Source organism: Kitasatospora sp. NPDC032150, from assembly GCF_055579945.1.
Genome location: NZ_JBVIMH010000007.1, coordinates 43,863 through 66,538, shown reverse-complemented (window position 1 = coordinate 66,538; position 22,676 = coordinate 43,863). Strand labels below are relative to the sequence as shown.

At 72.7% G+C, this 22,676-nt stretch carries 19 protein-coding genes and 3 pseudogenes; 12 read left to right on the top strand and 10 right to left on the bottom strand.

Annotation, left to right across the window (positions count from 1 at the left end; all coding sequences use genetic code 11):
* Positions 1-200: 200 nt before the first annotated feature.
* The 5 genes from pucL to ACZ5ON_RS10885 all read right to left on the bottom strand — a co-directional run bounded on the left by pucL (position 201) and on the right by ACZ5ON_RS10885 (position 2,904).
* The gene (pucL, locus tag ACZ5ON_RS10905; protein WP_465588884.1) at positions 201-1,115 is read right to left on the bottom strand and encodes a factor-independent urate hydroxylase; all 915 of its coding nucleotides are present in this window, start codon (positions 1,113-1,115) and stop codon (positions 201-203) included.
* Between the two features lie 25 nt (positions 1,116-1,140).
* Positions 1,141-1,476, bottom strand: coding sequence for a hydroxyisourate hydrolase (gene uraH, locus ACZ5ON_RS10900; protein ID WP_465588882.1), 336 nt, complete (start codon positions 1,474-1,476; stop codon positions 1,141-1,143).
* A 39-nt stretch (positions 1,477-1,515) separates the two neighbouring features.
* A complete protein-coding gene (gene uraD, locus ACZ5ON_RS10895) occupies positions 1,516-2,052 on the bottom strand; it encodes a 2-oxo-4-hydroxy-4-carboxy-5-ureidoimidazoline decarboxylase (RefSeq protein WP_465588880.1) in 537 nt (178 codons plus the stop codon).
* A gap of 196 nt (positions 2,053-2,248) precedes the next feature.
* Positions 2,249-2,632: a helix-turn-helix domain-containing protein gene (locus ACZ5ON_RS10890; RefSeq protein ID WP_465588878.1), complete on the bottom strand. Its 384-nt coding sequence runs from the start codon at positions 2,630-2,632 to the stop codon at positions 2,249-2,251.
* Entirely contained in the window at positions 2,629-2,904 is a 276-nt protein-coding gene (locus ACZ5ON_RS10885; RefSeq protein WP_465588875.1) for a thiamine-binding protein, read from the bottom strand. Before ACZ5ON_RS10885 ends, ACZ5ON_RS10890 begins: the two co-directional genes overlap by 4 nt.
* A gap of 94 nt (positions 2,905-2,998) precedes the next feature.
* Here ACZ5ON_RS10885 and ACZ5ON_RS10880 point away from each other — a divergent pair.
* The 7 genes and pseudogenes from ACZ5ON_RS10880 to ACZ5ON_RS10850 all read left to right on the top strand — a co-directional run.
* Positions 2,999-3,391, top strand: a pseudogene (locus ACZ5ON_RS10880) (TIM barrel protein); the annotation flags it as partial.
* Positions 3,392-3,471: 80 nt separating this feature from the next.
* Positions 3,472-3,549, top strand: a pseudogene (locus ACZ5ON_RS10875) (NAD(P)-binding domain-containing protein); the annotation flags it as partial.
* Positions 3,550-3,563: 14 nt separating this feature from the next.
* Positions 3,564-3,902: pseudogene (locus tag ACZ5ON_RS10870) on the top strand (NAD-binding protein); the annotation flags it as partial.
* Positions 3,903-4,061: 159 nt separating this feature from the next.
* On the top strand, positions 4,062-5,204 hold the full coding sequence (locus tag ACZ5ON_RS10865) for a glycerate kinase (RefSeq protein ID WP_465588873.1): 1,143 nt from the start codon (positions 4,062-4,064) through the stop codon (positions 5,202-5,204).
* Positions 5,205-5,371: 167 nt separating this feature from the next.
* The gene (gene allB / locus ACZ5ON_RS10860) at positions 5,372-6,727 is read left to right on the top strand and encodes an allantoinase AllB (RefSeq protein ID WP_465588870.1); all 1,356 of its coding nucleotides are present in this window, start codon (positions 5,372-5,374) and stop codon (positions 6,725-6,727) included.
* Positions 6,728-6,736: 9 nt separating this feature from the next.
* Positions 6,737-8,002: an allantoicase gene (gene alc, locus ACZ5ON_RS10855; protein WP_465588867.1), complete on the top strand. Its 1,266-nt coding sequence runs from the start codon at positions 6,737-6,739 to the stop codon at positions 8,000-8,002.
* Positions 8,003-8,278: 276 nt separating this feature from the next.
* Complete coding sequence (locus ACZ5ON_RS10850; RefSeq protein WP_465588864.1) at positions 8,279-9,058, top strand: IclR family transcriptional regulator; 780 nt, start codon at positions 8,279-8,281, stop codon at positions 9,056-9,058.
* Positions 9,059-9,282: 224 nt separating this feature from the next.
* Here ACZ5ON_RS10850 and rox read toward each other — a convergent pair whose 3' ends face one another.
* Entirely contained in the window at positions 9,283-10,710 is a 1,428-nt protein-coding gene (rox, locus tag ACZ5ON_RS10845; protein WP_465588861.1) for a rifampin monooxygenase, read from the bottom strand.
* A 1,020-nt stretch (positions 10,711-11,730) separates the two neighbouring features.
* Here rox and ACZ5ON_RS10840 point away from each other — a divergent pair.
* The 5 genes from ACZ5ON_RS10840 (at position 11,731) to ACZ5ON_RS10820 (ending at position 17,054) form a co-directional block, all read left to right on the top strand.
* A complete protein-coding gene (locus ACZ5ON_RS10840) occupies positions 11,731-12,636 on the top strand; it encodes a metal-dependent hydrolase (protein WP_465588858.1) in 906 nt (301 codons plus the stop codon).
* Between the two features lie 111 nt (positions 12,637-12,747).
* Positions 12,748-13,833 (top strand): PDR/VanB family oxidoreductase, encoded by a 1,086-nt coding sequence (locus tag ACZ5ON_RS10835; protein ID WP_465588854.1) that lies wholly within the window; start codon positions 12,748-12,750, stop codon positions 13,831-13,833.
* Positions 13,834-13,845: 12 nt separating this feature from the next.
* On the top strand, positions 13,846-14,679 hold the full coding sequence (locus ACZ5ON_RS10830; protein WP_465588851.1) for a M24 family metallopeptidase: 834 nt from the start codon (positions 13,846-13,848) through the stop codon (positions 14,677-14,679).
* The gene (locus ACZ5ON_RS10825) at positions 14,676-16,391 is read left to right on the top strand and encodes an SDR family oxidoreductase (protein ID WP_465588848.1); all 1,716 of its coding nucleotides are present in this window, start codon (positions 14,676-14,678) and stop codon (positions 16,389-16,391) included. Before ACZ5ON_RS10830 ends, ACZ5ON_RS10825 begins: the two co-directional genes overlap by 4 nt.
* Before the next feature lie 39 nt (positions 16,392-16,430).
* Positions 16,431-17,054 (top strand): LysE family translocator, encoded by a 624-nt coding sequence (locus tag ACZ5ON_RS10820; protein WP_465588845.1) that lies wholly within the window; start codon positions 16,431-16,433, stop codon positions 17,052-17,054.
* A 56-nt stretch (positions 17,055-17,110) separates the two neighbouring features.
* Here the strand turns inward: ACZ5ON_RS10820 and ACZ5ON_RS10815 are convergent, their stop codons facing one another.
* From ACZ5ON_RS10815 to ACZ5ON_RS10800, 4 genes are all read right to left on the bottom strand, one after another.
* Positions 17,111-18,295, bottom strand: a complete 1,185-nt coding sequence (locus ACZ5ON_RS10815; RefSeq protein ID WP_465588842.1) for an XdhC family protein — start codon at positions 18,293-18,295, stop codon at positions 17,111-17,113.
* A 428-nt stretch (positions 18,296-18,723) separates the two neighbouring features.
* On the bottom strand, positions 18,724-21,162 hold the full coding sequence (gene pucD / locus ACZ5ON_RS10810) for a xanthine dehydrogenase subunit D (protein ID WP_465588839.1): 2,439 nt from the start codon (positions 21,160-21,162) through the stop codon (positions 18,724-18,726).
* Positions 21,159-21,644 (bottom strand): (2Fe-2S)-binding protein, encoded by a 486-nt coding sequence (locus ACZ5ON_RS10805; RefSeq protein WP_344635951.1) that lies wholly within the window; start codon positions 21,642-21,644, stop codon positions 21,159-21,161. The genes pucD and ACZ5ON_RS10805 overlap by 4 nt, the downstream gene beginning before the upstream one ends.
* Entirely contained in the window at positions 21,641-22,528 is an 888-nt protein-coding gene (locus tag ACZ5ON_RS10800) for an FAD binding domain-containing protein (RefSeq protein ID WP_465588835.1), read from the bottom strand. Before ACZ5ON_RS10800 ends, ACZ5ON_RS10805 begins: the two co-directional genes overlap by 4 nt.
* Positions 22,529-22,676 lie beyond the last annotated feature (148 nt).

Here is a 22,676-nt window from a genome sequence, read left to right as displayed (position 1 = left end):
GGAGGGAGGGGTCGGGGGCGTACGGGTGAGGGGTGCACGGCGGAGTGCCACGTCGAGCTCCTCCTGTGCTCGGGGCCTCCGGCGCGCCCGTGGCGCTGGAGGCAGTCCGAGGGCGGGACGGCGGTGCGAGGGTCCCTCGGGTCGCTTCTCCGGTGCCCCGGGCCGGCCGCTGGGCGAGCGCGGTCTCCGGCGGGTGGGGGTCAGACGACCGGGATGACCGGGACGACGCCCTCGCGGTGCACGGTGCCCTCGATGAGGCCGTACATCCGGTCGGCTGCGTAGTAGACCTCGTTCTCGTTCTCGAGGCCGAACGGCGACAGGTCGACGAGGAAGTGGTGCTTGTTCGGGAGCTCCAGGCGGACCTCGTCCACCTCGGCGCGGTTGTCGAGCACCCGGGTCCCCATCGCGTGCAGGGTCTGCTGCAACGAGTAGGAGTAGGTCTCCGCGAAGGCCTCCAGCAGGTGGCGCTTGACCTGGGTGTAGCAGCGGTTCCAGTCGGGCTGGGACTCGCCCTCCGCGCCACGGTGGGAGTACTTCCAGCGGGCCGTCACCTGGGTGGCCAGGATGCGGTCGTAGGCCTCCTGCAGGGTGGTGTACCCGTCCTTGAGGTAGCCCCAGAACTCCGAGTCGGTGGAGTTCATCACCACCAGGTCCTTGAGGCCGGAGATCACCTGGACGTACTCGCCGTCGTAGTGGACCTCGGTGGTGCGGACCTCCTGGCCGTTGCGGACGAAGGAGTGGCCGACCTCCTCCGAGCCGATGGAGCGCGAGGTGCTGTCCGGGGTCCTGATCCGGTCCCAGGCGTACTCCTCGATCCGGATCCGGGCGTGGCGGACCGGCTCGGTGCTGTCGACGAAGTGGCGGGCCAGGGTGATTCCGAAGTCCTCCGCCGAGTCGATGCCGTACTCCTTGGCGAAGGCGTAGACGGTGTTCTTGGTGGTGTCGGTGGGCAGGCAGTTGGCGTTCGAGCCGGTGAGGTGGACGTCGTCGAAGTCGCCGGAGAGGGCGACCGAGACGTTCAGGTCCTTGATCTCGTGGCGGGTGGAGTCGCGGTGGACCCGGACGATGCGGTTCTCCGCCTTGCCGTACTGGTTCTGGCCGAGCACGTGGGCCATGGCGGGCTCCTAAGCGGGTTGCGGTCTAGCTTCCGCGGTAGACCGAGTAGCCGAACGGACTGAGCAGTAGCGGCACGTGGTAGTGGTGCTGCGCGGGCGCGACCGTGAAGACGATCGAGACTTCGGGGAAGAACGGCGCCTGGTCCGACCGCCCTGCGTAGTAGGCCGTGGTGTCGAACCGGAGCCGGACGACCGAGCCCGCCTCCACGGCCGGCAGGTCCCTGGCCCGGCCGTCGGAGTCCGTGGCGGAGGTGCCGAGCACCTTCCAGCCACCCTCGGTGTGGGTTGCCAGCTCGACCGGGACACCCTCGGCCGGGCGGCCGAGGCTGGTGTCGAGCACATGCGTGGAGATGCCAGTCATGGGTGGAACGACCTCGAATGTGGCGGAGTTGACGATCCGTCAGGTGAATGGCGGTGGCTCGTCGAGCAGTCGGTTGATGCGGATGTCGTTGATCTTCCGCAGCTCGCCCCGGACGATCTCCGCCTCGGTGGCGGCGTCGTGGGGGAAGCGTTCGCGCAGCGCCGCGAGCGTGGTGGTGGCGGTGCGGCCGGTGGCGCAGATCAGGAACACGTGGCCGAACTTCGCCTCGTAGGCGGCGTTGGCCCGGTGCAGTTCGTCGAGGAGCGCCGAGTCCGCGCCCCGGATGCCGGCCTGTTCGCGCTCGGAGGCGGTGTCGCCCGCCTCGGGCTCGCCGATCCGGGCGTGGCCGGCCATCGCGTCGTGCAGGTCATGGGCGGTGAGTGCCGCCACGGTGGCCGCGTTGGCGGCCAGCAGCGCCTCCCGGTCGGCCCAGGGCCGGGTGGCCGCGACGGCCTCGGCCCAGCCGGGACTGGAGCAGATCTCCAGCAGGGTCTTCGTCAGGTCGGCGGTGGGAGCCTCGGCCAGCGCCCGCAGGGCGCCGCCCGGATCAGGAGCCGCTCGGGGGTGGTTGGTCACGGGTGGACCTCCTGGAGAGTGGTGCCACTCGCACAAGCTAGATCCACCACCTCCGGGCGTCAACACTTTGTTGAACTGTTGGTGGTTGTGTTTCGCGGGGAGGCCGCCGGCCGGCGCTCGCGGTGTGCGATTCGCCAAGTGCGCCTGCCGGCAAGGGCGGGGGAGACCGGCGACCGGCGGCGACGGCTCCGGTTCCTCAGCCGGCCTTGCCGCTGTCCTGCTGCCGGTTCAGGTAGTTGTACACCGTGAACCGGCTGACGCCGAGGGCCGAGGCCACCGTCTCCACCCCGTGGCGGACGGTGAAGGCGCCGCGCTCCTCCAGTAGGGCGACCACCCGCTGCTTCTCCCGGCGGTCCAGTTCGGCCAGTGGGCGGCCGTCGAACTGGCGGGTCATGTCGGCCAGCAGGCGGTCCAGGGCACTGCTCAGGTGGGGGAGGCGGACAGCCGCCGCCGGTACGCCCTCCCACTCCAGGACGACGTCGTCGGGCCGGGCCTCGGTGAGCTCGACGAGGGTCGCGCCGACGGCTTCCAGTAGCGGCTCTATCGCCGCGGCGAGCGGGTGCTCCAGGGCGTTGCTCACTGCGTACCCACTCCTTCCGGGCTCTGCTCCGCGTCCTTGTCGAGGACGCTGACCTGGATCGAGATCCGGGTGGCTCCGGCCTCCAGGGTCTTGCGCAGCAGCTCGGAGACGGCGGACAGCACCTGCTCCGCCTCGCCCTCCGTGCCGGTGCCGAACGGGCCGACGGACGCGGCCAGGCCGGCCTCGTCCACCGCCCGCCGGGCGGCCGCCGCGTGCTCCGGGAACGCGTCCAGCTCGAAGGGTTCCGTCGTGAACTCCACCATCAATCGCACCCGCTCACCCTATCGAGCGGCGCGGCGGCCCGGACCGGCCGGCGAAGAGTCGGCCGGTCGGACGGCCGGGGTCCGCGGTGGCCGGGACGTCCCGGTCGACCAGGCCGAGTCGCCGCACTATCCGCTGGTCTCCGCGGCCGCCGCGATCGAGGTGGTGGACCGGGTCAACGCCGCCACGGGCCTGGGCAACGCCCGGTTCCTCTGCGACGTCTGCCACCTGGCGATGAACGGCGAGGACCCGGCCGCCGTCATCGACGCCCACGCCGACCGGTTCGGCCACGTGCAGATCGCCGACAATCCGGGCCGCAACGAGCCCGGCACCGGCGGGCTGGACTTCGAGGACCTCTTCGCCCGGCTGACCGCCGCCGGCTACGGGCCGGGCGCCACCGGCGCGGCAGGTGGCCGGATCGGACTGGAGTACCGCCCGTCCACCGGCGTCAGCGCCGACAGCTTCGAGTGGCTGCCCCGCGAGTACCGGTCCGGCTGAGCACCCGCCCCCGTCGCCGGCCCACCCCACGTGCTCCGCCGCCAGCCCACCCTCCACCCGCGCTCAAGGAACGGAACACGATGAGCCGCAAGATCGCCTTCATCGGCCTCGGCATCATGGGCGGCCCGATGGCTGCCAAGCTGGTCAAAGCCGGTCACCCCGTGACCGGTTCCAGGTGCTGGCCGAGGCCGTGGTCTTCCTGGAGAACGCGGGCGTCGACCTGCGGGCCGCGCTGGACGTCCTGGCCGGCGGCCTGGCCGGCTCGACCGTGCTGGGCCGCAAGAAGGCCAACATGCTGGAGCGCGAGTTCGCCCCGGGCTTCCGGATCGACCTGCACCACAAGGACATGGGCATCGTGACGGACGCCGCCCGTGCCGTCGGTGCCGCCCTGCCGGTCGGCGCGGTGGTCGCCCAGCTGGTCGCCCCGGCCCGGGCGAACGGCGACGGCTCTCTGGACCACTCCGCCCTGCTGCGGGGCGTCGAGCGCCTGTCGGGCCGCGAGGTCCGGTGACACCGCACGTCGCGGCCGGGGAGTGCGCCGACCGGGCGCACCCGGTGCCGGCCGGGTGTTTGGAAGCCGGTGCGGATTCCCCGAGTACCGGGTAGTGCTGGTTCGCCGGGCCTGCCCGGGCAGCCGCAAGTCAGTTGATGAGAAGAGAGGCCACCCGCTATGCCCGCCACCCCCGCCCAGGGCCATGTGGTCGTTGCTCCCGACAAGTTCAAGGGCACCCTGGAGGGTGCCGAGGCGGCCGCCAGGATCGCGGCCGGCATCCGCCGTACCGCCCCGGCCCTGGAGGTCCGCGAACTGCCGGTCGCCGACGGGGGCGAGGGCACCCTGGCCGCCGCGCTGGCGGCCGGGTTCACCGGGGTGCCGGTCAAGGTCGCCGGTCCGACCGGGCTGCCGGTGGACGCGGCGATCGCGGTGCGGGACGACACCGCAGTGATCGAACTGGCCCAGGCTTCCGGGCTGGCCCGGCTCCCCGGCGGCCGTACCGCGCCGCTCACGGCGAGCTCCTACGGCGTCGGCCAGCTGATCGGCCGGGCGGTGGCGCTGGGTGCCGGGCGGATCGTGATCGGCCTGGGCGGTAGCGCCTGCACCGACGGCGGCGCCGGCATGGTCCAGGCGCTCGGTGCGAGCCTGCGCGACGCAGACGGCGCCGAGCTCGCTCCCGGCGGCGCGGCCCTGCGCCGACTGGCCGCCGTCGACCTCGGCCCGCTCGCCGGCTCGCTGACCGGCGTCGAGGTCACCGTCGCCTGCGACGTGGACAACCCGCTGCTCGGCCCGCACGGCGCGACCGCCGTCTACGGCCCGCAGAAGGGCGCGGAGGGTGAGGACCTGGTGGTCCTGGAGGAGGGCCTGGCCCGCTGGGCCGAGCTGGTCGGTGCGGCCACCGGGCGGGATCTTCGCGACGCCCCGGGCGCCGGGGCCGCGGGCGGGGTCGGCTTCGCCGCTCTCGCACTGCTCGGCGCCACCATGAGACCCGGCATCGAACTCCTCCTCGAACTGCTGGGTTTCGAGGAGGCGGTGCGTGGGGCGCGCCTCGTCGTGACCGGCGAGGGCTGCCTGGACGCGCAGACGCTCCACGGCAAGGCCCCTGCCGGCGTCGCCGCGGCGGCCGCCCGGGCGGGGGTTCGGGTGGCAGCCGTGGCCGGGCGGCTGGAACTGTCGGAGGACGAGTGGCGCCGGGCCGGCTTCGTCTCCGTGATCGCCCTCACCGATCTGGCTCAGCGGCCCGGCGACAGCATCACCAGGGCCGCCGAGCTGGCGGAGCTGGCCGGAGAGCGGCTGGCGGCCGAACTGCTGGCCCGCTGAACCCACCCGCGACTCGTGGTTTCCCGCATTGACGTTTTGTTGAAGGCGGGCCTAGGCTCCGAGCCGTCGCAGCATCCGGTCCGACAGCAGGGCCGTCAACTGCCGTGCCGGCACTGCCCACCCGCTTTCGGCGACCCGCACTCGTACGCGACAGCACGGAGGTCCAGATGCCCCTCAGCGAGCCGTCCCCCGTGGTGGTGATCCGCTCCCGCCGTGCGGTCCTGCCGGACGGCGAGCGTCCCGCTGACGTGCTGATCCGGGACGGCCGGATCGCCCGGATCGCCGACCACGGCGCGCTCACCGAAGTGGCGGTGACCGACCTGGGAGAAACGGTTCTGCTACCCGGTCTGGTCGACACCCACGTCCATGTGAACGAGCCCGGCCGCACCGAGTGGGAGGGCTTCGCCACCGCCACCAGGGCCGCTGCGGCCGGCGGGGTCACCACCATCATCGACATGCCGCTGAACTCCAGGCCGCCCACCACCACGGTGGCCGGCCTGGCGGCCAAGCGGGAGGCGGCCGACGGGCAGGCCTGGATCGACCTGGGCTTCTGGGGCGGGGCGATCCCCGGCAACACGGCCGAGCTCGAACCGCTGTACCGGGCCGGGGTGTTCGGCTTCAAGAGCTTCCTCGCGCCCTCCGGCGTGGACGAGTTCCCGCACCTCGGACCGGCCGACCTGGAGCGGGCGCTGGCCGAACAGGCCAGGATCGGCGCGCTGGCCATCGTCCACGCCGAGGACCCCGCGGTCCTCGCCGCCGCCCCGCAGCGGCCGGGCGTCCACTACCGGGACTTCCTCGCCTCCCGGCCCGCCGAGGTCGAAACATCCGCCGTGGCAAGGCTGTTGGAGACGGCGCGGCGCACCGGCGCCCGGGTGCACATCCTGCACGTCTCCTCCGCGGCGGTGCTGCCGCTGCTGCGCCGGGCCCGGGAGGACGGCGTCCAGGTGACCGCCGAGACCTGCCCGCACTACCTCACCCTCGCGGCCGAGGAGGTGCCGGACGGCGACACCGCTTTCAAGTGCTGCCCGCCGATCCGCGACGAGTCCAACCGTGACCTGCTCTGGGAGGCACTGGGAGACGGCGAGTTCATCGCGGTCGTCTCCGACCACTCGCCGTCCACTCCGGACCTGAAGGAGCTCAGGCGCTACGGCGGCAGCGGTGACTTCGCCACCGCCTGGGGTGGCATCGCCTCCTTGCAGCTCGGCCTGCCGGCCGTCTGGACCGGGGCCCGCAGGCGCGGCCACGGCCTGGTGGACGTGGTGCGCTGGATGGCCGGCGGCCCGGCCTCGCTGGTCGGCCTGACCGGTACCAAGGGCGCCATCGCGGTCGGGAACGACGCCGACCTGGTCGCCTTCGACCCGGACGCGGAGTTCGCCGTGCAGGCCGACCGGCTGCACCACCGCAACTCCGTCACTCCGTACGCCGGCCGGAGGCTCACCGGCGTGGTCCGCACCACCTGGCTGCGCGGCCGGGTCGTGGACGTGACCGCCGAGCCGTTCGGCCGCCAGATCACTCGCAGCTAGGAGCCCCAGTTGAGCATTGAGAAGCCCCCGAGCGCCCCGTTCACCGAACTGGTCGACCTGGCTTCGCGCCGGCTGGGCGCGGGCGTCGTCGCCACCAACGAGGACACCTTCGCCGACGCGGAGAACCTGCTGGTCGCGGGGCCCGCAGAGTTCCGTCCGCACACCTTCGGTCACAAGGGCCAGATCATGGACGGCTGGGAGAGCCGCCGTCGTCGCGGCGTCTCGGCCCGGCAGCCGCACCCGACCGACGAGGACCACGACTGGGTGATCGTCCGCCTGGGCGCGGCAGGAGTGGTCCGCGGTGTGATCGTGGACACCGCGCACTTCACCGGCAACCACCCCGAGTCCGGTGCGGTCCAGGGCGCCTCCGTCCCCGGCCACCCCTCGCCCCGAGAGGTCGAGGCCGCCGAGTGGGTGGACCTGGTCCCCCGTACGCCTCTCCAGGGCGACACCGTCCACGAGTTCGAGGTCGGCAACGAGCAGCGCTTCACCCACGTCCGGCTGAACATCTGGCCGGACGGCGGGGTGGCCCGCCTGCGGGTGTACGGCGAGGTCCGCCCCGACCCGCGGGACCTGGACGGGCTCACCTTCGACCTCGCGGCGCAGGAGTACGGCGGTGTCGCCGAGGCCGCCTCGGACCGCTACTTCTCCTCCCCGCACAACCTGAACGCTCCCGGTCGTGCCACCGTCATGGGCGAGGGCTGGGAGACCCGGCGCCGGCGCGACAAGGCCAACGACTGGGTGCAGATCGCCCTGGCCGGAGGCGGCGAGGCGCTGGCCGCCGAGGTGGACACCACCCACTTCGTCGCCAACGCCCCCGGCTGGGCCGACCTGGTCGGGTACGACGCCTCCCGGGGCGGCGACCCGCACACCGACCCGGACGGCTGGTTCGAGATCCTGCCCCGCACGCGCCTGCAGCCCGACACCAGGCACCGCTTCCGGCTCGTCCCGGGCCGCACCCCCACCCACGTCCGGCTCAACGTCTACCCCGACGGCGGCGTGGCCCGGCTGCGCCTGACCGGCAGGCTCACCGAGGCCGGCCGCGCCGCCCTCGCGCTGCGCTGGTTCGACTCGCTGCCCACCACCGAGGCCGAGGCGGCGCTCACCGGGGCCGGACTGACCGCGGCCGAGGCCACCGCGCTGACCGCCGCCCGCCCGCTCGCGGACGCCGCCGGGGCCACCGCCGCCGTCGCCGCCCTGCGGCCGGCCGACGGCCCCGACGGCGAACAGTCCTCCCGCCGCCGCTCGGCCAGCTGGCGCCTGCTCGGCGTCTGACCGTTGGGGGGAGGGGCCGCCCGGCGGGCGGGGGAGCCCTCCGGGACGGGGAGCGCGCGGCAAGGCCCGTACGGTGGTGTGTGGTTGACCGCGCGGGTCCCCGCACCCCGGAGGGTGGCGCACGGCTGCGGAGTGCGGCATATGCCAGTCAAGGGGCACCCGTGTTGTACAGGCGAAATTCGCCTCGGTGCGGGCTGTGTCACCCCGGGCGTGGATAGGCTGGGGGGATCGCGGCAGGTCCGCGCGGATGGGTGGGATTGCACAGAGGGGGCCCTCATGTCGGCACGGAGTTGGGGCGACCGGACCACACTCGATCAGGGCGGCCCGAGCCCGTTCGGCTCGATCCAACGGGCTCTGCGGCTGCTGGAGGCGGTGGACCGCCACGGTGGCGGGGTCACCGCGGCCGTCCTCGCCCGGGAGCTCTCGCTGCCCTTCGGCGCCGTTCAGGAACTGGCCGAAGTCCTGGAGTTGGAGGGCTATCTGGCCAACCAGGAGGGCGCCTGGGTGCTCGGCGGCGTCTTCGCCCTGCTCGGCCAGTCCAGCCGCAGGCAGTTGCTGCGCAGCAGGCTCGACCGCACCCTGGCCGAGCTGCGCGACGAGTTGGGCGCCGCCGTCTACTTCAGCCGGTACCTCGACGGCGAGCTGACGGTGGATGCGGTGGCCTGCGCCGACTACGCCCCGCCGGTCGAGGAGTGGGTGGACTTCCGGGCCTCGGCGCACGCCAGCGCACTCGGCAAGTGCCTGCTCAGCCAACTCGACCACGACGCCCGGCGCGACCATCTCTCCCGGTACCCGGTCGCCCGGCTGACCTCGCGGACCATCACCGACACCGAGCAGCTGATGCACCGACTGGAGCGCCAGCCGGCCACCGTCCCGGTGCTGGACATCCAGGAGTACTCCATGGACACGGTCTGTGCGGCCGTCCCGGTCACCGCGGGCAGCACCGTCGGCTGTCTGGCCACCTCGCTGCCGGTCTCCGACATCCACCGCCTGCGTGCCGCCGCCGAACTCCTCGCCGAGCGTGCCGCCCCGCTGATGATCGCGATGGCGGTCTGACCCCGGCGGACGTCACCAGCACCCGGGGAAGACGACGCCCCAGGGCGGCGGCACCTCGCCTGATGCGTCGTCAACAGGTCGTACTGGACCTCCCGGGCTGAGCGGTCGGAGGGAGCCCAGGTGCGGTTAGGTCCCCTCCGGCCGGGCTTGCCAGGCGTACGGCACCGGACCGCGCAGAACTCGTCCGGAGACAGGTCGCAGCCGCTCGAACCGCAACCGCGCGCTCAACTGACGGCAGCGCCGAACCACTTGGGCAGGTGGTCGAGCAGGTCCTGCTGATCGTGACCGGCCCACGCCACGTGGCCGTCCGGCCGCAGCAGCACCGCGGGCGCGTCCAGCTCCTCGCTGACGTCGGCGACGTGGTCGACCCGATCCGCCCAACCTGCCACGGTAAGCCGGCCGGTCTGGTCGAGCAGCAGCCCGCGGCCGCGGTGCATCAGCTCGTAGAGGCGACCGTGCTTCAGCTTCACGTCCCGCAGCCGCCGGCCGAGCAGTTCGTGGCCCTCGCCGAAGTCGTAGCGGACTCCGACCGCGGTGATCATTTCGGTGACGTACCGGTTCACCTCCTCGAAGTCCATCAGCTTCGAGAGCAGTTCCCGCAGCGCGGTCGCACCCGGATCGGTCCCCAGCAGTGTCATCTGCGCGCGGGTGTTGTCCAGCACGGCCGCACCCACCGGGTGCCGTTCGGTGTGGTAGCTGTCCAGCAGGCCCTCCGGTGCCCACCCGTTGACTGCGGCCGCCAGCTTCCAGCCCAGGTTGAACGCGTCCTGGACCCCGAGGTTGAGCCCCTGCCCGCCGGTCGGCGGGTGGATGTGCGCCGCGTCGCCGGCCAGCAGCACCCGGCCGACCCGGTAGCGCTCGGCCTGCCGGGTGGCGTCGCCGAAACGGGACAGCCAGCGCGGCGAGTGCGCCCCGAAGTCGGTGCCCGCGATGGCCCGCAGCTGCTCCTTGAACTCCTCGAGGTCCGGCTCGGCCGCACCGTCCCCGGCCACGCCGTCGGCGGGCACGACGAGGCGGTACACCCCGTCCCCGTTGGGGATGGCGCCGAACCGCAGTTGGGTCCTGCGGACCTCCTCGACGACGGCGGCAAGTGTCGCCGGATCCTCGGTGACCTCCATATCGCCCAGCAGCGTCTCGACTTTGGCGGGTTCGCCGGGGAACGCGACGCCGAGCCGCTTGCGCACCGTGCTGCGGCCGCCGTCGCAGCCGACGAGGTAGCGCGAGCGCAGGTGCGTGCCGTCCGCCAGCTCGACGGTCGCCCCGTCCTCGTCCTGGCTCAGCCCTGCCACTTCGCACCCGCGCCGGATCTCGGTGCCGAGTTCGAGGGCACGCTCGCCCAGCAGCCGCTCGGTGACCGGCTGCAGGGTGGTGAGGCCGTACGGGTGCGCCGTGTCCAGCTGCTCCGGCCACGGCTTGTGGATGCCGCCGAAGAGACCGCCGACCTGGAACTTCTCACTGACCGCGAGGAACCGGTCCAGCAGGCCGCGCTGGTCCATCAGCTCGACGCTGCGCGCGTGCAGGCCGCGCCCGCGGGACTGCTCGGTCGGCTCGGTCAACTTCTCCAGCACGACCACGTGCACGCCGTGCAGCCGCAACTCGCTCGCCAGCATCAAGCCGGTCGGTCCGCCGCCGACCACGATCACGTCAATCATCAAAACCCCCGTTGAACGAGATTGGCTTTCGACCGGCCGCTCCGCGCAGTCCGGTGGCACGCAGACCCGCACCTTGGCGCCAAGTCCCCGAAAGCGCAGCGCGAGCCCCACCGGCGGTTCGACGTTCCGCGCAGTCCATGCGTCGACAAATGCGCACGCGCTTCGTGAATCTGTCGGTTCCGCAGGTCTTTGGCCTTTGGCCGGCCATTCTGCGGCACGACCCGGGTCTTGCCGCAAGGCCCCCGGTGCGCTATATGTTGAGAGTGGCAAGGAGTAAGTACCCTCCTTGCCTTTGCTTTTGTCGCCCGCTGTGGATGTGCCGACGCCCTTCCAAGGCGTGCCGCGTACGGCGATGCCGCCGCCAGCTGGGGTGGAGGTACGGCCGGCGTGCCCCGGCTCGGTGAGGCCATCCGGATCCCTACACCGCACGAGCCGCCCGGCCGGCGGCCGGGCGTCACGGATCCGGGACGGTGTCGGCGCCGAGGACCGCGGCCCGCAGGGCGGCCGAGAGGCGGACGACGGGTTCGGCCGGCGACTGGGGAAGCCGGGCCAGGAGCAGGCGTCGGAGTTCCTGCGGCCGCCGCGCACCGGGAGGATCTGCACGCCGTGAGGCGCCGCGGCGGCCAGCGCGGGGACGCGGTGGTCAGCCCGCAGCCCGCAGCCCGCAGCCACGAGATGCCTTGTCACCCCCATGATCGAGCAGTCCGCTCACACGGTAGACGTGGCCGCTGACAGCCGAATCCAAGTGGGCCGCGTCTGGGCGGTGGGGTGAATCTGCGACACCTGAACGTCCGAGCTCTCCAGTCCCAAGGTCGGAGCCGGGCGGTTGACGTCCGGTCACCCCGGTCACCCCGGTCACCCCGGTCACCCCGGTCGGCGGTCGTCGGCATCCGGGTCCGCCGCTGGCGCCAGGCTTATTAGACTAGATGTCGATAAGAGTACCCGAAACCCTTGTAGGGCGCTCTACTCGCAGGTAAGTTGCCGGTAACCGCCGCGCCACCCGCAGGTCAGGAGGCTCCCGTGCCCCATCCCACCGCGTCCTCCGTCGCCCCGCCCGCCGTCCACGACGGCCTGGTGCTCGAACCCAGGGGCGTCCGCTTCGACTGGGCGCAGCTGCCGCTGCACTGGATACCGGACGAGCCGATGGCCACCCACACCATCAACGTGCTGCACCTGCTGCTTCCCGAGGGGGAGCGCTGGTTCGTCCGGGTCTTCAAGGACGCGCTCCCGATGATCAAGGACGAGCAACTGCGCGAGGAGGTGCTCGGCTTCATCGGGCAGGAGTCGATCCACGCCGAGGCCCACCAGGAGGTCCTGGACCACCTGCTCGCCCAGGGGCTCGACCCGCGTCCGTACCTGCGTCAGATCAGCTGGCTGTTCCAGCGCATCCTGGGGGACAAGCCCCACCTGACCGAGCGGCAACGGCGCGAGAACACCATCGAGCGGGTCGCCTTCGTCGCCGCGATCGAGCACTTCACCGCCTTCCTCGGCGACTGGGCGCTCAACTCCCCCGGACTGGACCAGGCCAAGGCCGACCCCACCATGCTCGACCTGCTGCGCTGGCACGGCGCCGAGGAGGTCGAACACCGCAGCGTCGCCTTCGACCTGATGGTCCACCTCGACCCGGGCTACCTGCGGCGGATCCGGGGCATGGCGGTGTCCGGGCCGCTGCTGGTCCACCTCTGGGTACGCGGAGTCCGCTTCCTGCTGGCCGCCGACCCCACCCTCCAGGGGCGGATCCGGCCGACGTGGCGCGAGGCCCGGCGGCACTCCAGGCGCGGGCTGCTGCCCGACCCGCTGAGGTCCATCGGCTCCGGCCTGCGCTACCTGCGCCCCGGCTACCACCCCACCCAGGAGGGCTCCTCCAGCCAGGCCCTCGCCTACCTCGCCACCTCCCCGGCCGCCCGCGCCGCCGCCGTGCGGTGACGCCGCCCGGCCGGACGGGCAGCCGGGGAGCGGTGAGCCGCATGCTCGGCCCGGCCGCCCGTGAAGATCCCCGCCCCCGCCCCTCGAAGACCTCGACCCGGAGCCGCCCGGATGGACCTCGGCACACCACCCCCCGACCTCTACGGCCGCCCGCGGCCGGACCGCTTCATCCGGCGGATCACCGCCTTCGGTGACCGCTACGGCCCCGCCCTGGGCTCTCCGCTGCTCCGCCGCAGCCCCCGCCGACCCCGGCCCCGCCCCATCCCGCCGCTCCAACTGGCCGTCACCCGACACGAGTCGATCGCCACCGACGTGGTGGAGCTGCACCTCGCCGACCCCTCCGGCTCGCCCCTGCCCCGCTGGCAGCCCGGCGCTCGCCTGCTGCTCACCCTCCCCTCCGGTCGCGAACGCCACTACTCCCTCTGCTCGGACCCCGCCGACACCGGCCACTACCGCATCGCGGTCCGCCGGATCGCCGACGGAGGCGGCGGCTCGATCGAGATCCACGACGAACTGCACGTCGGCGCCCGCCTGACGGCCCGGCGGCCGCGCAACGGTTTCGCCTTCTGCGCCGAGCCGAGCGTGTTCCTGCTGGCCGGCGGCATCGGCATCACCCCGCTGCTCCCGATGGCCCGCGAGGCCGCCCGCCTGGGCCTGGACTGGCGGCTGGTCCACACCGGGCGCAGCGCCGACGCCATGCCCTTCGCCGACGAGCTGCGCGCCCTCGGCGCGCACCGGGTCACCCTGCTCGCCGACGACCGCGACGGCGTCCCCACCGCCGAGGTCCTGCTCGCCCACGCCCCGGCCCGCGCCGCCGTCTACTGCTGCGGCCCCGCCCCGATGCTCACCGCCGTCCAGCGGGCACTCGACGCCTCGCCCGCGCGCTCCCTGCACTTCGAGCGCTTCGGCGCCGCGCCGATCACGGACGGGCGGCCCTTCGCGCTCCGGCTCGGCCGGAACGGGCCCGAACTTCCCGTCCCCGCCGACCGGTCCGCGCTTGACGTGCTCCGTGAGACCCGCCCCGACCTGCCGTACTCCTGCCACCAGGGCTTCTGCGGCACCTGCAGGCTGCAGCTGCTCTCCGGTACGCCCGATCACCGCGACCGCCGCCTCAGCGAGGAGGAGCGCGCCACCGGTGCCCTGCTGCCCTGCGTCTCCCGAGCCGCCGAGGGCGAGACACTCGTCCTCGACCTGTAAGGAGTCCGACCGATGCCGCGCTTCCCCTTCGACGACCACGACCTGGCACGTTTCCGGGAGACCCAGCAACTCGCCTACCACTGCGCCGAGCAGGTGGCCGCCTGGATCGAACCCGGAGTGACGGAGCGGCAGGCCGCCGCCAAGCTGCGCCGCTGCCTGGTCGCCGAGGGCGTCCAGGACTTCTTCCACATCCCGTTCGCCTGGTTCGGCGACCGTACCGCCTTCCGGCACTTCCGCACCCCGCTGCAGTTCTTCGCCGGCAACCGCCGTCTGGCCGAGGGCATGCCGTACGTCCTGGACTGCGCCCCGGTCGTGGACGGCTACACCGCCGACATCGGCTACGGCGGAAAGGTCGGCGAGAACCGGATCTGGGACCGGCTCGCCGCCGACCTGCAGGTCTACCGGGAGCTGATCCTGCGCGAGGTGCGGGCCCGCAGACCGCTCGACGAGGTGTACGCCGCCGTCGACGCGCAGATCGCCGCGCACGGCTACGACAACCGCCACCGGGTCTACCCGGGCCGGGTGATCGGCCACCAGGTGACCCGGACGACCGCGCGCGGCCCGGCCGGGGTGAACGTCCTCGGCTTCGGCGTACGCACCCTGCAGACCCTCGGCCGGGAGCTGATCAGCGAGCGCCTGCACGGCCGTTCGCCGCTCTGGGCGGACGGCCGCGCCTCCCGTCATGCCCCGACTCCCGGGCTGTGGGCGGTGGAACCGCACATCGGCTTCCGCGAGGTGGGCATCAAGTTCGAGGAGCTGCTGGTGGTCACCGAGGACGATGCCCACTGGCTCGACGACGACCTGCCGCACGTGCGCCGGTGGACCCTGAAGGAGAGTGCGAAATGACCACCCGCCGTACCGTCCGCTCCGGCGGCCTCCCCCTCGCCGTCTTCGAGGAGGGCGACCCCGCCGGCCCCACCGTGATCCTGGTGCACGGCTACCCGGACACCCATGTGGTGTGGGACGACATCGCCGCCGACCTCGCGAGGGACCACCACGTCGTGCGCTACGACGTCCGCGGCGCGGGGGAGTCCGGGGCGCCCGGCTCCCGTGCGGGGTACCGGCTGGAACTTCTGGCCGCGGACCTGTTCGCGGTCGCCGACGCCGTCAGCCCCGACCGGGCGGTGCACGTGGTGGCGCACGACTGGGGCTCGGTGCAGTCCTGGGAGGCCGTCACCTCGCCCGGTGCCGAGCAGCGGATCGCCTCCTACACCACCATGTCGGGGCCCTCGCTGGACCACACCGGCCACTGGATCCGCCACCGGCTGCGCCGGCCCACCCCGCGCCATCTGCGGCAACTGCTCCGCCAGGGCGTCCACTCCTGGTACATCACCGCCTTCCACCTGCCACTCCTCGCCCCGGCGGCCTGGCGGCTGTGGCTGTCCCGCGCCTGGCCCAGGGTGCTGCGCGACCTGGAGGAGGTCACCCCGCGCCCCGGCCACCCGCAGCCGACGCTCAAGCAGGACGCGGTCCGCGGCATCGAGCTGTACCGGGCCAACATGCGGCCGACCCTGCGCGAGCCGCGCGAGCGGCCCACCGAGGTGCCCGTCCAACTGGTCACCCTGGCCCGGGACCACTACGTCGGCGAGTTCCTCTCCGAAGGGCTGGAGCGCTGGGTGCCCAGGCTCACCCGCCGTACCGTCGACGCCACCCACTGGTCCGCACTGCTGGAACAGGGCCCGGTGGTGGCCGGGATGGTCCGCGACTTCGTCGTCCGCGCCGACGCTGGCGGGGCCCAAGGTCCCTCGGACAACGGGAAGTTGGTGGTGATCACCGGCGCAGGCAGCGGCATCGGCCGGGCCACCGCGCTCGCCTTCGCCGAACAGGGCGCCACCCTGGCGCTGGCCGACCTGGACCTGCAGTCCGCCGAACGCACCGCCGAACTCTGCGAGTTGGTCGGCGGCCGGGCCCACGCGTGCCGGCTGGACGTCAGCGACGGCGCCGCCGTCGACGCCTTCGCCCAGCAGGTCGCGGCTGAGCACGGGGTGCCGGACGTGGTGGTCAACAACGCCGGCATCGGCCACTCGGGAACCTTCCTGCAGACCACCGAGAAGGAGTGGCAGCGTGTCCTGGACGTCAACCTCTGGGGCGTCATCCACGGCTGCCGGGCGTTCGGCACCCTGATGACCGAACGCGGCCGGGGCGGCCACATCGTCAACCTGGCGTCGGCCGCCGCCTATCTGCCCGCCAAGGCGCTCGCCGCGTACGCCACCAGCAAGGCCGCCGTCCTGATGCTCTCCGAGTGCCTCGGCGCCGAACTGGCCCCGCACCGCATCCGGGTCTCCGCCATCTGCCCCGGCATCGTCAGCACCAACATCACCCGCACCTCCACCTTCTCCGGTACCACTTCGGCCGAGCAGGCCGCGAAGCGGGAACGCGCCACCAGGATGTACGCCCGCCGGGGATTTCCGCCCGAGAAGGTCGCCGCCGAGATCCTGCGCGCCGTGCGCACCGGCAAGCCGGTCGTCCCGGTCACCTTCGAGGCCAAGGCGGCCCGCCTGCTCGGCCGTCTCTCCCCGGGCCTACTCCGCCGGGCCGCCCGGCTGGACATCGGCTGAAACGCGACCCACAGCCCCACGGCCGTAGTATCGAGGCCCATGGAGACAGCGACGGCTCTCTGGTCCTTCGCCCTCGTCGTGGGGCTGCTCACCCTCACCCCCGGTCTTGACACCGCACTGATCCTGCGGACCGCCGCGCTCGGCGACCGGCGCGGGGCCTGGGGTGTGGTGCTCGGCGTCCAGAGCGGCACGCTGATCTGGGGCACCCTCAGCTCGCTCGGGGTGAGTGCGCTGCTCACCGCCTCCCGGACGGCGTACGAGACGCTGCGCTGGGCGGGAGTCGCCTACCTGCTCTGGATGGGTGTCCAGATGCTCCGCCGGAGCGGCGCTCCCGCGCCGGAGGAGGAGGACCGGGCCCGGGCGGGCGGGCTGCTCGCGGGGTGGCGGCGCGGGATGCTGACCAACCTGCTCAACCCCAAGGTCGGGGTGTTCTACGTGGCGGTGCTGCCGCAGTTCATCCCGGCCGGGGCGCCGCACTTCGCGACCGGTGTGCTGCTCACTTGCGTGCACGTGGTCGAGGGGACGCTCTGGTCGTTGGTCCTGGTCGGGTTCGCCCAGGCCCTCCGCGGCTGGCTGAGCCGGCCGGATGCCCGCAAGATCATGGACCGAATCACCGGAGTGGTGATCCTCGGCTTCTGCGTCCGCCTCGCGTCCGCCGACTGAGCACGGGCGCAAGGCAACTGCAAGACGTCCCTCGGGAGTTCGACGGGTGGTTGCCGTCAGGCCGCGTGCGGCCGGGGTACGGACTCGGGGCTGCCGTCAGGGCGGGGCAGGTCGTGGTGGACGGGCCCGGTACCGGCGGAGAGGGGCAGGCAGCTGCCGCCCCGGCGGTGGGCGACGATCTCGGCGGCGACCGAGACGGCGGTCTCCTCGGGCGTGCGGGCACCGAGGTCCAGCCCGATCGGTGAGCGCAGCCGGGCGATCTCGGCCTCGGTGAGCCCGACCTCGCGCAGCCCGGCGTTGCGGTCCCGGTGCGTGCGCCGCGAGCCCATCGCGCCCACGTACCCGACCGGCAGCCGCAACGCGCGCTCCAGCAGCGGGATGTCGAACTTGGCGTCATGGGTGAGCACGCACAGCACGGTGCGTCCGTCGATCTTCTCCAGCTGGGTGTCCAGATAGCGGTGCGGCCAGTCGACCACCACCTCGTCGGCCTCCGGGAAGCGCCGCTCTGTGGCGAAGACCGGCCGGGCGTCGCAGACGGTCACGTGGTACCCGAGGAACTTGCCGATCCGTACCACCGCCGCCGCGAAGTCGATCGCCCCGAACACGATCATCCGGGGTGCGGGCACGTAGGACTCGACGAAGAGGACGGCGACGCCGTGCCGCTCCTCGTCGCAGGGTCGCCCGTCCAGCCCGAGGACGAGCTTCCCGGACCGCCCGGCGTCCAGCATGGCGCGGGCCTCGGCGACCACGGCGCGCTCCAGCGCGGTGGTGGTGGAGGGCACGGGGGAGAGCGAGCCGTGGTGGGCGTCGGCGGTGACGGCGACGGCGGCACCGTGCAGTCCGGCAGGACCGTCGATCACCCGGGCGAGTGCGACCGGCGTACCGGACGCGATGCATTCGATACCGGCGTCCAGCCCGGGATCGGTACCCGGCACGATCGGCTGGACGAAGACGTCCAGGATGCCGCCGCAGGTCAGGCCGACCGCGAAGGCGTCCTCGTCGCCGTATCCGAAGCGTTCGAGGACCGGCCGGCCGGAGGCGATGGCCTCCTGGCAGAGCTCGTACACCGCGCCCTCGACGCAGCCGCCGGATACCGAGCCGATCGCCTCGCCGGTGGTGTCCACCGCGAGCGCGGCGCCGGGGTCGCGCGGGGCGCTGCCGGAGACACCGACCACGGTGGCCACGGCGAAGGAGCGCCCGGATGCGTGCCAGCTCCGCAGCTGCTCGGCGATGTCCTGCATGTCCGGGCTCCTCACGGCGGTCGGGGACAAGAGCAGAGGATGGGAACAGATAAGCGGATCACCGCGGACGACGTGGGGGAGGCGCCGGCGGCGGGTCTGTCGTCTTCGGTGGTACCGGTCTCCGGGGGATCCGGGTCATGTCCACTCCCAAGTGTCATAGGGGGTTGGGGTGGGCCAGCCGACCTGGCCGCCGGCTGGCGGTGCGGCGCAGGGGGACTGTTCGACTCACGAGGCGCACTCGGCGGCGCCTGCGGTGCGAGGTGGTGCGCACCGCTGCAGAACCCTGGCGTGGGAGAGGCAGCGGAGGGTGGGTGGGGCGGGCGTCGGGGTTCCTGGCGCAGGGCGACGCGCCCCGGGGCGGCCAAGCCGGGCCCGAGGTCCCCTCGCCCTGCCCGGGGAAGGGCCTGCCGTCGCCCCGGGGCGGTCGGTCAGAGCGTCCCGGTCAGGTGCTCCGGTCGGACCGGGATCCGGTTGAGCGCCAGGCCGGTCGCGTTGCGGATCGCGGCGACGATGGACGGGGTGGCGGAGACGGTGGGGGCCTCGCCGACACCGCGCAGCCCGTACGGCGCGTTCGGGTCCGGGAGCTCCAGGATCTCCACCGGGATCGGCGGGGTGTCCAGGATGGTGGGGATCAGGTAGTCGGTGAAGGAGGCGTTCCGCACCTTCCCGTCCTTGAGGATGATTTCCTCCATGACGGCCAGGCCGAGCGCCTGGGTGCAGCCGCCCTGGATCTGGCCGATGACCGAGAGCGGGTTGAGCGCCTTGCCGACGTCCTGGACGGCGGTCAGCTCCACCACCTTGACCAGGCCGAGCTCCACGTCCACGTCGACCACCGCGCGGTTGGCGCAGAAGGAGTACTGGACGTGGCCGAAGCCCTGTCCGGTCTCCTTGTCGAACGGCTGGGTGGGACGGTGATGGTGCTCCCGGGTGAGGTCGATCGCGTCGTCGCCGAGCAGGTCGACGATGGAGATCAGCGCGCCCCGGGCCTGCGAGACCACCTTGCCACCGAGCAGCGTCAGGTCCTTGTGGGCCCAGCCGTAGCGACGCCGGCCCTTCTCGAACAGCGCCTGCCTGACCGCCTCGGCGGCCAGCTTCACCGCGCCGCCGGTCATGTACGTCTGGCGCGAGGCGGAGGTGGAGCCGGCCGAGGCGACCTCGGTGTCGGCCGGGTGGATGGTGACGTGCTCGACGCCGAGCTCGGTGCGGACGATCTGGGCGTGCACGGTGACGCCGCCCTGGCCGACCTCGGCCATCGCGGTGTGCACCATGGCCACCGGCTCGCCGCCGATCACCTCCAGCCGCACCCGGGCGGTGGAGTAGTCGTCGAAACCCTCGGAGAAGCCGACGTTCTTGATGCCGACCGAGTAGCCGACGCCGCGGACGATGCCCTCACCGTGCGAGGTGTTGGACAGCGCGCCCGGCAGTTGCCGGATGTCCAGGTCGTCCAGGTCCAGCGGCGGGGGCAGCGGCATGTCCTTGACCCGGCGCAGCAGTTCGGCGACCGGGGCGGGGGAGTCGATCTGCTGGCCGGTGGGCATGGAGTCGCCCTCGGACACCGCGTTCAGCTGCCGGAACTCGACCGGGTCCATGCCCAGTTCGGCGGCGAGCTTGTCCATCTGGGACTCGTAGCCGAAAGCCGCCTGCACCGCGCCGAAGCCGCGCATCGCGCCGCAGCTCGGGTTGTTGCTGTAGAGGGCGACGGCCTCCATCCGCACGTTCGGGATGACGTACGGGCCGTGGCCCAGCGAGGCGGCGTTGCCGACGACGGCGGGGGAGGTGGAGGCGTACGCGCCGCCGTCCAGCACGATCCGGGCGTCGGCGAAGACCAGCTTGCCGTCCCGGGTGGCACCGTGCTCGTAGTGCATCTTCGCCGGGTGGCGGTGCACATGGCCGAAGAAGGACTCGTCCCGGGAGTAGACGATCTTGACCGGCTTGCCGGTGTGCTGGGCCAGCAGACAGGCGTGGATCTGCATCGACAGGTCCTCTCGGCCGCCGAAGGCGCCGCCGACACCGGCCAGGGTGAGGCGGACCTTCTCCTGCGGCAGGGCCAGCACGGGCGCCATCTGCTGACGGTCCACGTGCAGCCACTGGGTGGCGATGTAGAGGTCGATGCCGCCGTCCTCGGCAGGGACGGCGAGGCCGGACTCCGGGCCGAGGAAGGCCTGGTCCTGCATGCCGACCTCGTAGTCACCGCTGACGATGACGTCCGCCAGGGCACGGACCTCGTCACTCACGCCGAGCCCCGAGACCAGCTTCTGCGAGTGCACGAGGTTGCCGGAGGCGTGCGACTTGTACTCGTGCGGCTCGTGGACGTACCCGTACTTCTCCGGGTGGAGGCACTGCTCCTCGGTGACGATCGGAGCGTGCACCCGGTACTCGACCTTGATCTTCCTCACCGCGCGGCGGGCCGTCTCCGGGTGGTCGGCCGCGACCAGCGCGATCGCCTCGCCGTGGTAGCGGACCTTGTCGATGGCCAGGGCCGGCTGGTCCTGGATCTCCAGGCCGTAGTACTTGGAACCCGGGATGTCCTGGTGGGTCAGCACCGCGTAGACGCCGGGGACCTTGAGGGCCTCGGAGACGTCCACGCCCAGGATGTCGGCCCGGGGGTGCGGCGAGCGCAGCGCCATGCCCCAGAGCATGTCCTCGTGCCACAGGTCGGAGGAGTACGCGAACTCGCCCTTGACCTTGAGCGTGCCGTCCGGGCGCAGCGGCGAGCCGCCGATGCCGTCCTTGCTCGCCTGGCGGATGTCCTGGAGGTTCTTCTGACCCTGGATCGTGCGGGTGCTCGGTCCACCCGCCCTTGCTCCGCTCGTGCGGTGGCTCCGCCAGGCGCTGTGCCGAATGGTTCGCTCGCTCCGCTCGCTCATGCCCCAGAACCCTTCGCGCACTTGCGGGCGGAGGCGAGCCGCACCGCGTCCATGATCTTCTCGTAGCCGGTGCAGCGGCACAGGTTGCCCGACAGCGCCTCGCGGATGTCGGCGTCGCTCGGCTGCGGGTCCTGCTCCAGCAGCGCGTCGGTCTGCACCAGCAGCCCCGGGGTGCAGAAGCCGCACTGCACGGCGCCGGCGTCGACGAAGGCCTGCTGGACCAGGCCCAGCTCGCCGTTCTCACCGGTCAGGCCCTCGACGGTGCGGACCTCGCGGTCCTGAACCTGGCCGGCTGCGACCAGGCACGAACAGACCGGGACGCCGTCAAGATAGACCGTGCAGGAACCGCACTCGCCCTGCTCGCAGGCGTTCTTCGAGCCCGGCAGGCCGACCCGCTCGCGCAGCACGTACAGCAGGCTCTCGCCCTCCCAGACGTCGTCCGCCTCCACCGGCTTGCCGTTGGCGGTGAAAGTGACCCTCATGCCGCGCTCCTGATCTGCTTGCCGTAGTCGTTCCAGGTCCAGGTGAGGGTGCGGCGGGCCATCACGGCCAGCGCGTGCCGCCGGTAGTCGGCGGTGCCCCGGACGTCGTCGATCGGGGAGGCGGCGGCCTTGACCAGCTCGCCGAACTCCTGGATCACCTCGGCGCCGAGCAGCTCGCCCGACTCCCACAGGCCCCGCCGGGCCAGCACGCCCTGCAAGTACTCCTCGGCCTCGACGGCGCGGCGCGGGGTGGGGGCGGCCGAGCCGATGCCGGTTCCGACGGTGCGGGTCCTGGGGTGCAGCGCGAACCCGAAGGCGCAGACCGCGATCACCATCGCGTTGCGGGTGCCGATCTTCGAGAACTGCTGCGGGCCGTCGGCGACCGGGATGTGCACCGCGCGGATCAGCTCGTCGGCCTCCAGGCAGTTGCGCTTCACCCCGACGTAGAAGTCGTCGATCGGGATCATCCGGGTGCCGCGCAGCGTGGCCGCCTCGACGAACACGTCGCGTCCGGCCGCCAGCAGCGCGGGGTGCGAGTCGCCGGCGGGCGAGGCCGCGCCGAGGTTGCCGCCGACCCCGCCGCGGTTGCGGATCTGCGGGGAGCCGACCGTGTGCGCCGCCAGGGCGAGGCCCGGCAGCGGACCGGACAGCTCGTTGATGATCCGGGTGTACGGGACCGAGGCGCCGAGCCGCACCACGTCGCCGTCGATCGACCACTCGGTGAGCTCGGTGATGCGGTTCAGGTCGAGAATCGCGGATGGCCGGTGCACGTCGAAGTTCAGCTCGACCATGACGTCCGTACCACCCGAGATGGGCAGTGCGGTCGGGTGCTCGGCCTTCGCCGCGAGCGCCTCGTCCCAGGTGGCGGGCCGAAGGAACTCCATGCGGGTGTCTCCTCAACTCGTCGCCGACCGGACCGTGGGCACAGTGCCCTGCGACCGGGTGTCCGGACCGTGCTGCCGCCTCGTTGCCGGGTGGTCGCGTCCGGTCACCGGGGTGCGTCCGGCGGCGTGTGGCCAGTGAACCGCTGTG

Excerpts from the sequence above, each read along its gene's own strand:
- pucL (WP_465588884.1), bottom strand. The coding sequence starts at position 1,115 with ATGGCCCACGTGCTCGGCCAGAACCAGTACGGCAAGGCGGAGAACCGC.
- uraH (WP_465588882.1), bottom strand. The coding sequence starts at position 1,476 with ATGACTGGCATCTCCACGCATGTGCTCGACACCAGCCTCGGCCGCCCG.
- ACZ5ON_RS10865 (WP_465588873.1), top strand. The coding sequence starts at position 4,062 with ATGCCCGCCACCCCCGCCCAGGGCCATGTGGTCGTTGCTCCCGACAAG.
- allB (WP_465588870.1), top strand. The coding sequence starts at position 5,372 with ATGCCCCTCAGCGAGCCGTCCCCCGTGGTGGTGATCCGCTCCCGCCGT.
- ACZ5ON_RS10850 (WP_465588864.1), top strand. The coding sequence starts at position 8,279 with ATGTCGGCACGGAGTTGGGGCGACCGGACCACACTCGATCAGGGCGGC.
- rox (WP_465588861.1), bottom strand. The coding sequence starts at position 10,710 with ATGATTGACGTGATCGTGGTCGGCGGCGGACCGACCGGCTTGATGCTG.
- ACZ5ON_RS10835 (WP_465588854.1), top strand. The coding sequence starts at position 12,748 with ATGGACCTCGGCACACCACCCCCCGACCTCTACGGCCGCCCGCGGCCG.
- ACZ5ON_RS10830 (WP_465588851.1), top strand. The coding sequence starts at position 13,846 with ATGCCGCGCTTCCCCTTCGACGACCACGACCTGGCACGTTTCCGGGAG.
- ACZ5ON_RS10825 (WP_465588848.1), top strand. The coding sequence starts at position 14,676 with ATGACCACCCGCCGTACCGTCCGCTCCGGCGGCCTCCCCCTCGCCGTC.
- ACZ5ON_RS10820 (WP_465588845.1), top strand. The coding sequence starts at position 16,431 with ATGGAGACAGCGACGGCTCTCTGGTCCTTCGCCCTCGTCGTGGGGCTG.
- ACZ5ON_RS10815 (WP_465588842.1), bottom strand. The coding sequence starts at position 18,295 with ATGCAGGACATCGCCGAGCAGCTGCGGAGCTGGCACGCATCCGGGCGC.
- pucD (WP_465588839.1), bottom strand. The coding sequence starts at position 21,162 with ATGAGCGAGCGGAGCGAGCGAACCATTCGGCACAGCGCCTGGCGGAGC.
- ACZ5ON_RS10805 (WP_344635951.1), bottom strand. The coding sequence starts at position 21,644 with ATGAGGGTCACTTTCACCGCCAACGGCAAGCCGGTGGAGGCGGACGAC.
- ACZ5ON_RS10800 (WP_465588835.1), bottom strand. The coding sequence starts at position 22,528 with ATGGAGTTCCTTCGGCCCGCCACCTGGGACGAGGCGCTCGCGGCGAAG.